Origin of the sequence: Synergistes jonesii (assembly GCF_000712295.1) — a bacterium.
Taxonomy (GTDB): Bacteria; Synergistota; Synergistia; order Synergistales; family Synergistaceae; genus Synergistes; species Synergistes jonesii.
The window spans coordinates 119,780-133,481 of sequence record NZ_JMKI01000047.1 but is presented as its reverse complement, the minus strand read 5'-3'; the positions used below and the strand labels follow the sequence as shown (position 1 = coordinate 133,481).

Annotated in this window: 10 protein-coding genes; all 10 read right to left on the bottom strand. The window is 57.9% G+C overall.

Annotation, left to right across the window (positions count from 1 at the left end; all coding sequences use genetic code 11):
- Positions 1 to 32: 32 nt before the first annotated feature.
- Positions 33 to 812 carry a polyphenol oxidase family protein gene (locus EH55_RS11425; protein ID WP_037977948.1) on the bottom strand — a complete coding sequence of 260 codons (780 nt, stop codon included), beginning with the start codon at positions 810 to 812 and terminating at the stop codon, positions 33 to 35.
- Entirely contained in the window at positions 793 to 2,103 is a 1,311-nt protein-coding gene (locus tag EH55_RS11420; protein ID WP_037977947.1) for a bifunctional folylpolyglutamate synthase/dihydrofolate synthase, read from the bottom strand. Before EH55_RS11420 ends, EH55_RS11425 begins: the two co-directional genes overlap by 20 nt.
- Before the next feature lie 5 nt (positions 2,104 to 2,108).
- A complete protein-coding gene (locus tag EH55_RS11415; RefSeq protein WP_037977946.1) occupies positions 2,109 to 4,775 on the bottom strand; it encodes a valine--tRNA ligase in 2,667 nt (888 codons plus the stop codon).
- A gap of 105 nt (positions 4,776 to 4,880) precedes the next feature.
- A complete protein-coding gene (yihA, locus tag EH55_RS11410) occupies positions 4,881 to 5,501 on the bottom strand; it encodes a ribosome biogenesis GTP-binding protein YihA/YsxC (protein ID WP_037977944.1) in 621 nt (206 codons plus the stop codon).
- Between the two features lies 1 nt (position 5,502).
- A complete protein-coding gene (lon, locus tag EH55_RS11405; RefSeq protein ID WP_051682866.1) occupies positions 5,503 to 7,836 on the bottom strand; it encodes an endopeptidase La in 2,334 nt (777 codons plus the stop codon).
- On the bottom strand, positions 7,820 to 9,151 hold the full coding sequence (gene clpX, locus EH55_RS11400) for an ATP-dependent Clp protease ATP-binding subunit ClpX (protein ID WP_037978038.1): 1,332 nt from the start codon (positions 9,149 to 9,151) through the stop codon (positions 7,820 to 7,822). Before clpX ends, lon begins: the two co-directional genes overlap by 17 nt.
- A gap of 63 nt (positions 9,152 to 9,214) precedes the next feature.
- Positions 9,215 to 9,799, bottom strand: a complete 585-nt coding sequence (gene clpP / locus EH55_RS11395; protein ID WP_037977941.1) for an ATP-dependent Clp endopeptidase proteolytic subunit ClpP — start codon at positions 9,797 to 9,799, stop codon at positions 9,215 to 9,217.
- A gap of 3 nt (positions 9,800 to 9,802) precedes the next feature.
- On the bottom strand, positions 9,803 to 11,161 hold the full coding sequence (tig, locus tag EH55_RS11390; RefSeq protein ID WP_070110174.1) for a trigger factor: 1,359 nt from the start codon (positions 11,159 to 11,161) through the stop codon (positions 9,803 to 9,805).
- A 217-nt stretch (positions 11,162 to 11,378) separates the two neighbouring features.
- Positions 11,379 to 12,224 (bottom strand): patatin-like phospholipase family protein, encoded by an 846-nt coding sequence (locus tag EH55_RS11385; RefSeq protein WP_051682865.1) that lies wholly within the window; start codon positions 12,222 to 12,224, stop codon positions 11,379 to 11,381.
- Between the two features lie 202 nt (positions 12,225 to 12,426).
- Complete coding sequence (locus EH55_RS11380) at positions 12,427 to 13,566, bottom strand: metallophosphoesterase (RefSeq protein WP_037977933.1); 1,140 nt, start codon at positions 13,564 to 13,566, stop codon at positions 12,427 to 12,429.
- Positions 13,567 to 13,702 lie beyond the last annotated feature (136 nt).

Here is a 13,702-nt window from a genome sequence, read left to right as displayed (position 1 = left end):
CGTAAAAATTATTATCCAGCCTTTTAACATTCTCACACTTTCCCAGCGCTTTTGGCCTTCCCCGCCAAAAGAAAAAGCCTTTTTTCCCCGTCGCCGGCGCGGTAGGAGTAAAAATAATCGCGGCGGCAGGACGTGCAACAGTCGTAAATAAAAATATTGCCGCGCGGCACGCCGAAATCGGCGATCTGGCGCGCTATCTCGCGCTTGATGTCGAATCTGAAAAATTCTCCATCCTCGCGGAAGTTTTCAGCGGAAAATTTTTCAACGGCCTCCGCGGCGGACGGATCCTCCCTTCTGCGCGAGTAACACTCGGCGCCGATCGCGGGGCAGACCCACGCCCATACGCCGCGTGGGGAGAAAGAGCGGTACCTCTCCGCGGCGTTTTGGAGCACGGCGGCCGATATATTCTGAAGCGTGCCTTTGAAGCCCGAATGAAGTATATACATCCACGGCTCTTCGGCGCGGCCGGCGATCACGACCGGAGCGCAGTCGGCAAAGCGCAGGCTCGCGAAGGCCGACGAAGAGGGCGCGATATGCAGGGCGTCCGCCTCGGGGCGCAGCGGCAGGGCCACAGCCTCTCCGGCCTCGATTATCCTCGTGCCGTGCACCTGATGCGGCGCGACGAGCGGCGTCTCTCCGTACTCCGCGGAAAGCGTCCTCCACACGGCGCCCGGGTCGCCGCGGGCCGCGTCGTTCATCTCCCCCCTCGCGTAGAGCTTAGCGAAAAAATGTCCGCGTAAAAGAGGCGGCATCGCCATTTCTACGACGACGCCGCGTCCGTCTTCCGTCGTTTTAAAGCCCTCGAAGTTCACCTATATGTTCCTTTATGTAGCCGACGAGAAAGAGGCTGCCGCAGCAGAGCAGCGGCGAAGGCAGCGCAAGCGCCGCGTTTATCGCCTCTACCGGGTCGTCGTAGCCGCCAGCCGTTTCGAGCCCCTCCGCTTCCGCGGCGCGCTTCATCTCATAGGCGTCGAGGGAGCGCGCGCTGCCCGGCACCTGCGTGCAGAAAAGGGCCGCGTCCGCGCCTCGCAGATATGCGAGGGCCCGTCCTACTTCTTTGTCCTTCATCATCGCGACGACGATATTCACGCGCCGGCCGGGCAGCAATGTTTTGAGCGTCTGAGCCACGCGCCTCATAGCGTGCGGATTGTGTCCGCCGTCTATGATAAAGGGGCGCCGCGGGGAGACGACCTCCATGCGTCCCTGCCAGACGGCGGAGGCGGCACCGGCTTTTATCGTCTGCTTAGTGATCTTCGGGAAATCCTTCGCCAGAAGCTCGGCAGCCGTTACCGCAAGAGAAGCGTTCTCCGGCTGGAAGGTCCCGACGAGCGGCGTGTGATATGAATCTTTCGCGCCGGCCGCGTCGGCGAGCGTGAAGTCGCAGCCGCGCAGAGAGTACGACGCGTCGGTTATTCGGCGCAGCGAAGAAAAAATGTACGGGACGGCGCCGCTCGACTTCGCCGCCGCGGCGAACTGCGCGTTTAGCTCTTTGCTTCCGGCGAAGAGCGCGGGCGCGCCCCTGCGCATTATCGCAAATTTTTCCGCCGCCACCTTCGCCAGGGTGCCGCCGAGATATTCCATGTGATCGAGCCCTATCGGGACGATGACGCTGAGCCTGACGTCCCCAAGTATGTTCGTAGCGTCGAGGCGTCCGCCCATCCCCGCCTCGAATATCGCGACGTCCGGCTCCTCCTCGGCCGTTATCAGCATCGCAGCCGCCGTCGTCAGTTCGAAGTACGTCGGCAGATTCTCGGAAAAGAAGGGCGTCCTTCCTATTATAGATTCGATCTCCGCTATCGCGCCGCGCCATTTGGTGGAGGATATCCTTTTGCCGTCGATTTCCAGGCGCTCGGAAAAATCTACCAGATGAGGGCTCGTGTAAAGCGCCGTCTTATAGCCGGACGCGCGCAGAATCGAATAGAGCGACGCGGCGGTCGATCCCTTCCCGTTCGTACCGGCGATGTGGACCGCCGGAAATTTATCCTGCGGCGTCTCCGCTTCAAGGAGGAGCTTCGCAAGGCGGGCGAGCCCGGGGCGGATCCCGGGGCTCGCCATGGCCTGCAGTTTTTTTTCTATTTCCGCAAATTCTTTTTTTTCGCTCATATAGATCAGTCTGTCAGGCTGCTGAGGTTTTCCTTCATGCGGCGCGCCTTCGTTTCGTTGTCGGCGAGGGCACTCTTTTCCTTCTCAATGACCTCTTCGGGCGCGCGTTCGACGAAGTTTTTGTTCGCGAGCTTCGCTTTGCCCTTCTCTATCTCCTTTTCGAGCTTCGCTATGTCGTTCTTCAGGCGCTGAATCTCTTTTTCCACGTCAAGGAGCTCGCCGACCGGCAGATATACCTGTACGCCGTCGAGTACCGCCGCGAGGCTTTTTTCAGGCTTTTCGGAGCTTCCCTCCGCGAAGGTGATTCTCTTTACCTTCGTCAGCAGCGACGTCTGTTCTTCGGCGGAGCGCAACAGCGCAAGCTTGTCGGCGTCGTGCACGTTGAAGGTTACGCCGCCTATGAGCTGCTGAGGGGCGATGCGCGCCTCGGCGCGAAGGTTCCTGACCGCGCGCACGACGTCCTGGACGAAGGCCATATCCGAAAGGGGCTTTTCGTCTATCTCCGCGACGCGCGGCTTCGGCCAGCCGCAGCGCTCTATGAGCTCTTCACCGAAGGGGAAGGCGTGCCACAGTTCCTCGGTGACGAAGGGGATGATCGGATGCAGCAGCTTCAGCACGTCTTCAAAGAGCGCGAGCAGCACGGCCTGCGTCGTCCTGCGGCGCGCCTCGCCCTCTTCGCCGCGCAGCGCGGGTTTCGAAAGCTCCAGATACCAGTCGCAGAGCTCGCCCCAGGTGAAGTCGTACATGAGGCGCGCGGCCTCTCCGAAAAAGTAGCCGTCGAGCAGGCGCGTCATCTCGGCCGATATCTGTGATATCCTGTTGAGAATCCACTTGTCCTGCAGCTTGAGCTCCCCTTCGTCGATGCGGGGCTCCTCCCCTTTCGCGCCAAGGTTCATAAGAGCGAAGCGGCTTGCGTTCCAAAGCTTGTTCATAAAGAGGCGGTAGGTCGAGATGCGCTCGGTCGAGAGGAAGATGTCGCGCCCCTGCACCGTGAGGGCCGCGAGCGTCAGGCGCAGGGCGTCTGCACCGTAATCCTTGACTATCGTCAGCGGGTCGATGACGTTTCCACGCGACTTGCTCATCTTCTGTCCCTTTTCGTCGCGGACGAGCGCGTGGATGTAAACGTCGCGGAAGGGCACTTCGCCCTTCATCCCTTCGAGCCCGAACATTATCATGCGCGCCACCCAGAAGAATATGATGTCGAAGCCCGTTACGAGCACCGACGTCGGATAGAATTTTCTGAGCGTCTGCGTGTCGTCGGGCCAGCCCATCGTCGAGAAGGGCCAGAGCCCGCTCGAGAACCAGGTGTCAAGGACGTCCTCGTCCTGGCGCAGCTTCGCATTGCCGCACTTCGGGCACTTCAGCGGCGTCTCCTCTTCGACCATGACGCAGCCACACTCGTCGCAGTACCAAGCGGGGATTCTGTGCCCCCACCAGAGCTGGCGGGAGATGCACCAGTCGCGGATGTTTTCCATCCACTGATAGTATACGTTCGTCCACTGCTCGGGCACGAATTTTATCTTGCCGGCCTTGACCGCGGCGACTCCCGCATCCGCGAGAGGGCGCGTCTTGACGAACCACTGCTCCGAAAGGTACGGTTCGATGACGGTGTGGCAGCGGTAGCAGTGCCCCACAGAGTGCTTGAGGTCTGTAACGGAGAGCAGGAGCCCTGCCTTTTTCAGATCCTCTACGACGGCTTCGCGCGCTTCAAACCTCCCCATGCCCCGATACTTGCCGGAGTTTTCGTTCATCACGCCGCGCCCGTCTATGACCTGTATCTGTTCGAGGTTGTGGCGCTGTCCGACGAGGAAGTCGTTGGGGTCGTGCGCCGGCGTGATCTTGACGCAGCCTGTACCGAAATCGGGGTCGACCATATTGTCTTCTATAACGGGAATCACGCGCCCGACGAGAGGCACGACGACTTTTTTGCCGACGAGGCGGCGATTCTTCTCGTCGCGCGGATGTATCGCTATCGCGCTGTCTCCGAGAATCGTTTCGGGACGCGTCGTCATTACGACGACGGCGCCCTCCCCGCCATCCGCGAATTTATAGGAGACCTCGTAGAACCTTCCGTCCTCCTCCTCGTGCTCGACCTCCAGGTCGGAAAGCGCCGTCTGACATCTCGGACACCAGTTGATAAGGTACTTGCCACGGTAGATGAGGCCTTTTCTGTGCAGCTCGACGAATATTTTGCGGACCGCGCGTGAAAGCCCCTCGTCCATCGTGAAGCGCTCCCGCTCCCAGTCGCACGACGCGCCGAGCTTCTTGAGCTGATTGATGATCGTGCTGCCGTATTTCTCTTTCCACTGCCAGACTCTTTTCACAAATTCCTCGCGCCCGAGGTCGTGGCGTGAAACGCCCTCTTCTGCAAGGGAGCGTTCGACCACATTCTGCGTCGCGATGCCGGCATGGTCCGTGCCGGGCAGCCAGAGCACCTCGCAGCCCTGCATCCTCTTCGTGCGGCAGAGAATATCCTGCAGCGTATTGTCGAGCGCGTGTCCGACGTGCAGAGAGCCCGTCACGTTCGGCGGAGGGATGACTATCGAGAAGTGCGGCTTGGCCGACGTCTCGTCGGCGTGGAAGAGCCCGCTCTTCACCCATTCCGCGTACCACTTGTCCTCGATGGGTACGGGGTCGTAGCCCTTGCTCAACTGCGTCTTTTCAGGATCCATTTCAGATTTCCTCCTCAACGGACCGGCCTGGTGGCTCGGCCCTTCTATTCCCGTTCCCGGCAGTACGGCCGTTCCGACATACCGGCTCCGGGTAAAGCTCCGACTCTACTCGGCTTCAGCCTCGTCGAGCCGAATCATCTCCCTCAGCGCCTCGATGATTCCTTCGCGCAGCTTCTGCATATCCGCGTCGTTCACTCCGCAGGTGACGAAGGGCGGCAGCAGAGAATCGATTCCTGTGCGCAAGAGGGCGTTATACTGCGCTCTGCGTTTGCCGGGAGATATCTTATCCCCTTTGGTGAATACGACGAGGCGCGGCACTTCCCGCTCGTCGAGCCATTCTGTGAGTTCCCTGTCCTTCGCGAGAGGGCCGTGACGGAAGTCTACGAGATGCACGGCGTAGGATATTTTCCTCTTCTGTCCGAAGTAATCTTCGATAAGACGCCACCAGCTCCGGCGCTCCTGCACGCCGCATGCCGCGTAGCCGTACCCCGGCAGGTCGACGAGAAAAAATTTATCGGCGCCGGCGTCGACGCCGTAAAAATTTATACTGCGCGTCTTGCCGGGCTTAGAGCTGACCTTGGCAATTCTCCTGCCGAGCAGCGCGTTTACCAGAGTGGATTTGCCGACGTTAGAGCGCCCGAGAAAAACGATTTCAGGTAGAGCGGGCGCCGGGAGCTGCCCCTTGTTGAAAGCCGTGCAGAAGAGCTCAGATTTCCACGCCGCCATTTTATTCTCCAAGCGCGAAGGCAAATACCTCGGAGATATCCGAGACAAAATGCAGATGCATCCCCGAAAGCACCCATTCGCTCAGCTCGGATGTGTCTGCTTTGTTCGATATGGGCAGTATTATATCTTTGATTCCATATCGTTTCGCCGCTAAAATCTTTTCCCTGACTCCGCCGATCGGCAGCACGTTGCCGTGCAGCGTCATCTCTCCCGTCATCGCGAAGCTTGCGACGATCATTCTTCCAGTGAGCGTAGACGCGAGCGAAAGCGCGAGCGTTATGCCCGCCGACGGCCCATCCTTCGGGACAGCCCCGGCCGGTACATGGATATGTATGTCCTTCTTGTTCCATTTGAAATCAGAGAGCGAATAATCGGAGGCGTGAGACCGCAGATAAGCGAGCGCCGTGGTCGCAGACTCTTGCATTATCTCGCCTAAGTTGCCGGTGTAGGTGACCTTGCCGTTCCCGTCCATCACGGCGGATTCGATAAGTATCACGTCACCGCCGGCTTCGGTCCACGCGAGCCCTATCGCCGTGCCGAGCGTCTTATCCTTGGGGATTTTCGTGCTGTGAAGCTTCGGGGCGCCGAGGACATCTTTCAACCTGCCCTTCGAGAGCGAAACTTTTCCCTTCCCCTCCGAGAGCTCGACGGCGACCCTTCGCGCGATCTTTGAAAGTTCGCGGTCGAGAGACCTGACGCCCGCCTCTATCGTATAGGAAGAAATTATCTCTTTCAGAGCCGCGTCGGAAAGCTTCATATCGTTCTTTTCGAGCCCGTGTTCCGCCGTTATCCGCGGCAGCAGATGCCGCTTCGCGATGTTCAGCTTCTCTTCCATCACGTAGCCCGAAAGGGAGATCACTTCCATGCGGTCAAGCAAGGGGCGCGGAATCGTCGCGGTCGCGTTGGCGGTCGTGATGAACATCACCTTGCTGAGGTCGAAGGGGACTTCGAGGAAATTATCGACAAAGTGCCAGTTCTGTTCGGGGTCGAGGGCTTCGAGCAGAGCCGACGAAGGGTCGCCACGGAAATCCGAGCCGAGCTTGTCGATTTCGTCCATCAATATGAGCGGATTGTTGACGCCGCACTGCCTTATCTTCTGAATCAGCCGCCCCGGCAGCGCTCCGACGTAGGTGCGCCTGTGGCCGCGTATCTCCGCCTCGTCCCTCATGCCGCCGAGCGAAATGTTTATGAATTTGCGCCCCATAGCACGCGCTATCGAGCGTCCGAGCGACGTCTTGCCGACGCCGGGAGGCCCGGCGAAGCATATCACCTGCGCGCGCATTTTGCCGCCGGCACGGCTCTTCACGGCGAGGTATTCGAGTATGCGCTTCTTGACGTCCTCAAGGCCGTAGTGATCCTCTTCGAGCACGCGCCTCGCATTGCCGAGGTCGAGGCAGTCGTCGGTCGATTTGTTCCACGGCAGCTCGTTCAGCGTCTCTATATACGAGCGCGCTACGGCGGCCTCGGGCGAAAAGGGCGCAAGCTTGCCGAAGCGGTTTATTTCCTTGTTCACCCTTTCGAGAATCGCTTCCGGCATGCCGGCGCCCGCAGCGGCGGCTCTCATTTCCTCCGCTTCGTTAGCCGGGCTTTCCTCTCCCAGTTCTTCGTTTATCACCTTCAGCTTCTCGCGAAGGTAATAGTTGTGCTGCTCCTTTTCCATTTCGGAGCGCACCTTTTCTTCGATCTCGCGTTCGAGGGCGAGCAGCTTGTTCTCCGCGACGAGCATCCTCAGCAGAAGGTCGAGACGTTCCTCCGCGTCGGCGGTTTCCAGCAGCTTCTGCTTGTCTTCTATTTCGAGGCGGCTGTGCGACGCGATGACGTCGCCTAGCGTCGAGGCGTCGTCTATGTCGCTGACTGAGCGGTATATCTCGTCGGGCAGCTTTGGGTCGAGGCGGACGTTCTGCTCGAACTCGCGAAGCAGCGCGCGCATACGCGCCCTGACTGGTGCGGAAGGTGGGTTAGCTATGAGCCCTCTGCTGTCGTCGAGCGGCGCCACCGACGCCTGCATATACGAGTCGTGGTCCGCGAACCTGACGCTCTTCGCCCTGTAACCCCCTTCGGCGACGACCTTCAGAGAGCCGTCGGGCAGCCGGACGTTCTGCAGCATTTTGCAGACCGTGCCGACGGAGTAGAGGTTGCCCGGCGTAAGCGTTTCCGCATAGGGACGTTTTTCCGCCGCGACGAAAATAATGCGGTCGCGCTCCCCCGCTTCCTCCGCTGCGCGAATCGAACGCGGCCTGCTGACGAAGAGCGGCGAGACCACGCCGGGGAAAATTACAAGCCCCCTGACCGGTATAACGGGGCAGACTATATTTCTCTCACTCTGAACTGGCACGCGAAGCACTCTCCATTATAGGTTTTTCGGTACCTTCGACTGACTCCTTAGTAACCGTAAGAGATTTGATATTCGTCGCTTTATTGGGAATTTCGTATTGCAGGTCGAGCATGAGCTTTTCGAGGATCGTGCGCAGGCCGCGCGCGCCGGTGTTCAGCTTGACCGCTTTCTGCGCGATCGTCTTAACCGCGTCGTCCGTAAATTCGAGGTCTATATCCTCGAGCGAGAAGAGCTTCTTATACTGCTTGAGCGGTGCGTTCCTCGGCTCCTTGAGTATGCGTATCAGGTCCTCGTCGGAAAGCGCGTCGAGCGCGACGAGAACGGGAAGGCGGCCGATAAACTCCGGTATGAAGCCGAAGGCACGGAGATCGTCCGGTTCGAGCTTTCTAAGCAGCTCGTTCGTATCGCCGCCCACGCTTTTGGATTTTATCTCCGAGCCGAAGCCGAGCTGTTTTTCGCTCGTGCGCTGCGCGATGATCTTGTCGAGCCCGTCGAAAGCTCCGCCGCAGATGAAGAGGATGTTGTGAGTATCCATGGGGATCGTCTCCTGCGCCGGGTGCTTGCGCCCGCCCTTCGGCGGAATGTTGGCGACGGTGCCCTCTATTATCTTCAGCAGCGCCTGCTGCACTCCTTCGCCGGAAACATCGCGCGTTATTGAGGTGGATTCCGATTTGCGCGCGATTTTATCTATTTCATCGATATATATTATGCCGCGCTCCGCGGCCTGAATGTCAAAATCGGCCGCCTGAAGGAGGCGCAGTAGAATATTCTCTACGTCTTCACCGACATAGCCGGCTTCGGTAAGCGTAGTCGCGTCCGTCATCGCGAAGGGCACGCTGAGGCGCTTCGCGAGGGTCTGCGCGAGCAGAGTCTTTCCGCTCCCAGTAGGACCGACGAGCAGCACGTTGCACTTCGGCAGCTCTACGTCGTCGCTTTCATCGGCCGGATTCATTATCCTCTTGTAATGGTTATACACGGCGACAGAGAGGACCTTCTTAGCCTGGTTTTGCCCTATCACGTACTGATCGAGGTACTCCTTTATCTCATGCGGTTTGGGGAGCTCGTCGAGAGCCGGAAGCGAAGCCGGGGAGCCGGCGGAATCATAGCGCGGAGACTCGTAAGTCATCTGAGGCATGCTGTCCCTCATCATCATGTTGCATATCTGTACGCAGTCTGAGCAGATGTAAACGTTGGACTGCGGAGCAGCGAAAAGCCTCGGAACTTCGTCCTGCGACTTCCCGCAGAAGGAGCAGCGCCCCCTTCTGCTCTTAGCCCTTTCCCTTGCCGCCTCTTTTGTATCGTTGTTCTTGTCCATAGCCATGAAAGCACCTCTTGCATAAATGAGGAGATTCCCGCAGGAATCCCCTCGTGAGATGTGTTATCTTTTTTCGATTATCTTATCGACAAGGCCATAGGAAAGAGCCTCCTCGGCCGTCATATAATAATCCCTGTCGGTGTCCGTCGTTATCTTCTCGAGCGGCTGTCCTGTGTGTTTTGCAAGTATTTTGTTCAGAGTTTCGCGCGTTTTGACTATCTCTTTCGCGTGTATTTCTATGTCAGAGGCCTGCCCCTGCATGCCGCCCATCGGCTGATGAATCATTATCTTCGCATTCGGCAGCGCGAAGCGCTTCCCGGACGCGCCGGCCGTCAGCAGCACCGCACCCATGCTCGCCGCCATGCCGAGGCATATGGTCGAGACGTTGGGGTGAATGTACTGCATCGTGTCGTATATGGCGAGCCCGGCCGAAACGGAGCCGCCCGGACTGTTTATATAAAGTGAAATGTCTTTGTCCGGGTCCTCGCTCTCAAGGAAGAGAAGCTGAGCGACAACGACGTTCGCCACTGAATCGTCGATCTCCGTCCCGAGGAATACTATCCTATCCTTCAGCAGACGGCTGTAAATGTCATAGGAGCGTTCGCCGCGCCCGGATTGCTCGACAACGAATGGAATGTAATAACTCATAAGCTATTCCCCCTCTTTTTCCTCCGCCTTTTCCTCTTTTTCCGGCGCGCTTTCCTTGACCTTCATTGCAGAGACGAGATAGTCGAGCGTCTTGCGGTGGCGGAGCTTGTCAGCTATGTTGTAAAGGCGGTTGGCGTCTCCGTAGACGTATTCCTGGAACTTCTTCTCCTCGACTCCGATTCGCCTTGCAACGGACGCGATCTCCTTAGAAAGGTCGTCCGGCGTGCATTGGATGTCGTTTTCATCGGCCACGGCTTCAAGGACGAGCGCCTGCTTCACTATGTTTCTCGCCGCAGCGTCGAGCTCCGTATCGTAGACTTCCCTGTCCATTCCGTTCTTCTCGAGGTACTCGTCGAACGACGTCTTGTCGTCTCCCTTGAGACGCTCCTCCTGCTGCTTCTTCATCGCGGCCTTTTGGCGCTCGACGAGCTTCTGCGGCAGCTCGACCTCTATCTTGTCGCAGAGCGCGAAGAGCGCGTTGTCCTTCATGGCCTCCGCGCTGCGCGCCTCGCCGGCTTCCTTAAGGTGCTTCTCGATCTCGGCCCTGAATTCGTCGATGCTGCCGATTCTTTTGCCGGTGATTTCCTTCACCTTTTCGTCGGTCAGTTCGTCGTCCTTCTTCTTCATTATGCCGAGTATCTCTATCTCATGACGGCTCTTCAGCGCATGATCCGTCTTCGCATCTTCGCCCGATAGGGGAAGCTCGACCGATACTTTTTCTCCGGGCTTTCTGCCGACTATGGCGTCTACCACTTCGGGGCGCGAGTTCGGAGCTCCGAGGAAAATCTCCGTCTTCCGCCCCTCTTCGGCCTTTTCCTCGCTGCCATCCTCATGGCATACTATCGTGTCGAACTTCACGGAGGCATAGTCCTCCTTTGTAAGCGGGCGCTCTTCGTAGGTCGGGACCAACTCGCTGTAGGCGTCGATTATACTATCCATCCTGGCCTGCACCATCTCCGGCGTCGTCTCGTATATCGGCTTTTCGATCTCTATCTCGGAGATGTCGGGAAGCTCTATATCCGGTGTCACTTCGAATTTGACCGTGAACTCGTAACCCTTGCCTTCTTCTATTTTCTCCGGCTTCAGCTCCGGCTCTCCGATGAGCTTCAGCTCGAACTCTTCGACCATTTTGTCAACGGCGTCCGGAATGATTTTTTCAAGCGTCTCGGCCAGCACCGTCTCCTTCGGGAAATAGAGCTCTATAGCCCTGCGCGGCACCTTGCCCTTGCGAAAACCCTTAATGTTGGCCTCTCTTGAAATTTTTTTGTAAGTCTCGTCGATCGCCTTTGCGATCTCTTCGGCGGTGAACTGCGCTTTAGCTTCAACTATTTCCTTCTCTTGCGAAAGTATCTCTGTCTTCAATTTATTTTCCCCTTTCAAATATTCCAACGCCCTACGTTCAACCATAGCATTTTAACATAAGTGACGGCATTTCACACCCGCATCGCGAAAATTTTTTCCATGGGTCTCAACCGCACCGCCGTTTTTTTATTTCGAGGCGCAGTTCGCTCGACGATGATATCTTGACCTGAAATTTCATAGATTAAACAGCATTCCGTCGGCGAGCCGGCAAGGCGCTTTATTTGCGTCCTCTGCCCCTTTTTAAAAAGCGCGATATCGCTTCGGCGTCGCGATATCCTTTTTCGTACAGATATTTTCCCGCGTTCCTGTTTTTCGACAACATCCTCACACGTCCTATGTCATCCGGCGCAACGATGAGGACTCTGCCTTCGCTTTCGTATCTTTTGCAGAGCGCGAGCTGTGCGTTGTAGCGTTTCGCGCGCATCGAAAGCCCCTTTGCCGCTTTAGGATATTTTTTTCTTATGAGAAAAGAGATGAGAGTCTCCCTCTCGGCGTAATCCCTCGGCCTCGTCAGGATGACGACGACCCTGTCGCACCCTTCGGCAAGCGCCTTTTCGAGCGGGATAGGATCGCTCAGCCCGCCGTCGTAGAGCAGCCTTCCGCGGTAACGGTACGGCCTGTCGGCGATCGGGACGCAGCAGGAGCCTTTGATCATCCCGTAGTCGTCCCTCTTATAATCTTTTTTGGCGTAATAGACGGCTTCCCCGCTCTCCGCGTCCGTCGCGACGATGCACATATCGATATCCGAGTTCATCACGGCGTCGTAATCGAGGGGGTCCTCGCCGTCGGAATTCGTCAGAGTTCCGTAGATGTAATCGAGGTCGATATAATTTCCCGTCTTCAGAAAGCGTCCGACGCCCATGTATTCCTTCCGAAGCGAATACTCCGTGTAAAAACGGTAATTCCGCCCCCTCTGTCCCGCAAGGTAAGATATTATGTTCGCGCCTCCGGCTGAGACGCCGATGCCGTAATCGAAGCGGATGCCGCGATCCAGACAGTAATCAAAGACGCCAGCGCCGTACACCGCGCGCATACCTCCTCCAACATCAACAACGCCGACCATATCGCTCACTCCAATGCCTCGCCGCCAAAAGGATTCGGCCGTCGCAAAACGACAGCCCGCGGCCGCCTCTGATATTTTACATCCAGAAAGTGCCCGCGCGCATCTGACATTTGCCGTTTAGCGCGACGAACGCGGAGTATTCCGACAGCGCGGCCGGTAGATTATCTGTCTTTTATGCGCCGGAAATTTTCACGGCAGGGAATCACTTCAACGCCGTAAGCAGTATCACGGTTATCTCGGAAGGATCGAAGAGGCGCAGCAGAAAGCCGTTCCATATGCCCGTGCCGGGAGAGACGTAGAGCTTCATCGCGCCGACGCGGTAGAGGCCGCGCAGGTAGCCGCCGTTGAATTTTTTCACTATGGGCGACAGAAAGGGAGCCATACCGCCGTGCGTGTGCCCCGAGAGCTGCAAGTCCGCGCCCGCCGCGGCGTTTCTCTTCGCGGCCCCGGGCCGATGGTCTAAAAGTATTATCGGAACACCGGCAGGGATTCCCCAAAGGGCTTTCTTCACATCCGGAGGCTCGCGGCCGGAAAAACGGCGCGCCACTTCGTCCGCCAGGCCGGCGACGGCGATTTCCGCGTTGCCGCGCGAAATCAGCGCATGCGCGTTCAGCAGCATTTTTATGCCGAGCTCTTCTTCGAAAAAGCTCATCCATTCGTCTGGCCCAAAATAATATTCGTGGTTGCCAAGGATTCCCAAGACTCCGCACGGCGCGCGCAGCGCAGCGAGGGGAAGGACGTCTCCGCTTCTGACTTCTCTCGCGCCGTCGATAAAATCCCCCGCGATCAGTATCAGGTCGGGCGACAGTGCGTTCGTCCTCTCGGAGACGGCGCGCGCAAAATCCGCGCGCCGCGACGCGCTTATATGCAGGTCGCAGAGCAGAGCGATTTTGAAGTTTTCAAATTCCGGCGGCAGATTCGCTAGTGGAATTTTTATCTCCACGACTCGCGGCAGACGCTGCGCTTCGTAAGCACCGTAGACGGCGAGCAGCAGGGAGAGCGCGGAGATTGCCGCCGCCGCGCGGGAGGTCGGAGAAAAACGCGGCAGCCGCGGAAAGAAGAATCTCGCGGACAAAGCCACGATTTGAAAGACATCCTTGCAGAGCGTGAAGACAAAGAGCAGAAATAGGGCGCTGAACGCGCAGCCGTAGGCGACTATGAGCCACTGCGGCAGCTCCGGCGAAAAGAAGTCCCCGCCGAAGCGCATGAAGAACTGTTGTTTAAGCGCCGCGGCAAAGAGTAGAAAGGAAGCGGCGATTTTTACGGGGACCGAAAGCTGCAGCGGCAGGAGGAGCCTCAGGGTCACGTATATAGGAAGAAGGAACGGAAACAGCATAAACATGGCAATAGTATATCCGCAGCGCGCCTCCCATACAATAGGCGGTGCAACGCTTTTTCGCCACTGCTGCATCCTACCCTGCCGCGAGGAGGAGGCCGGGCGCGCCGATATTTCTCTTCGAGGGCGGCGACATGATGCT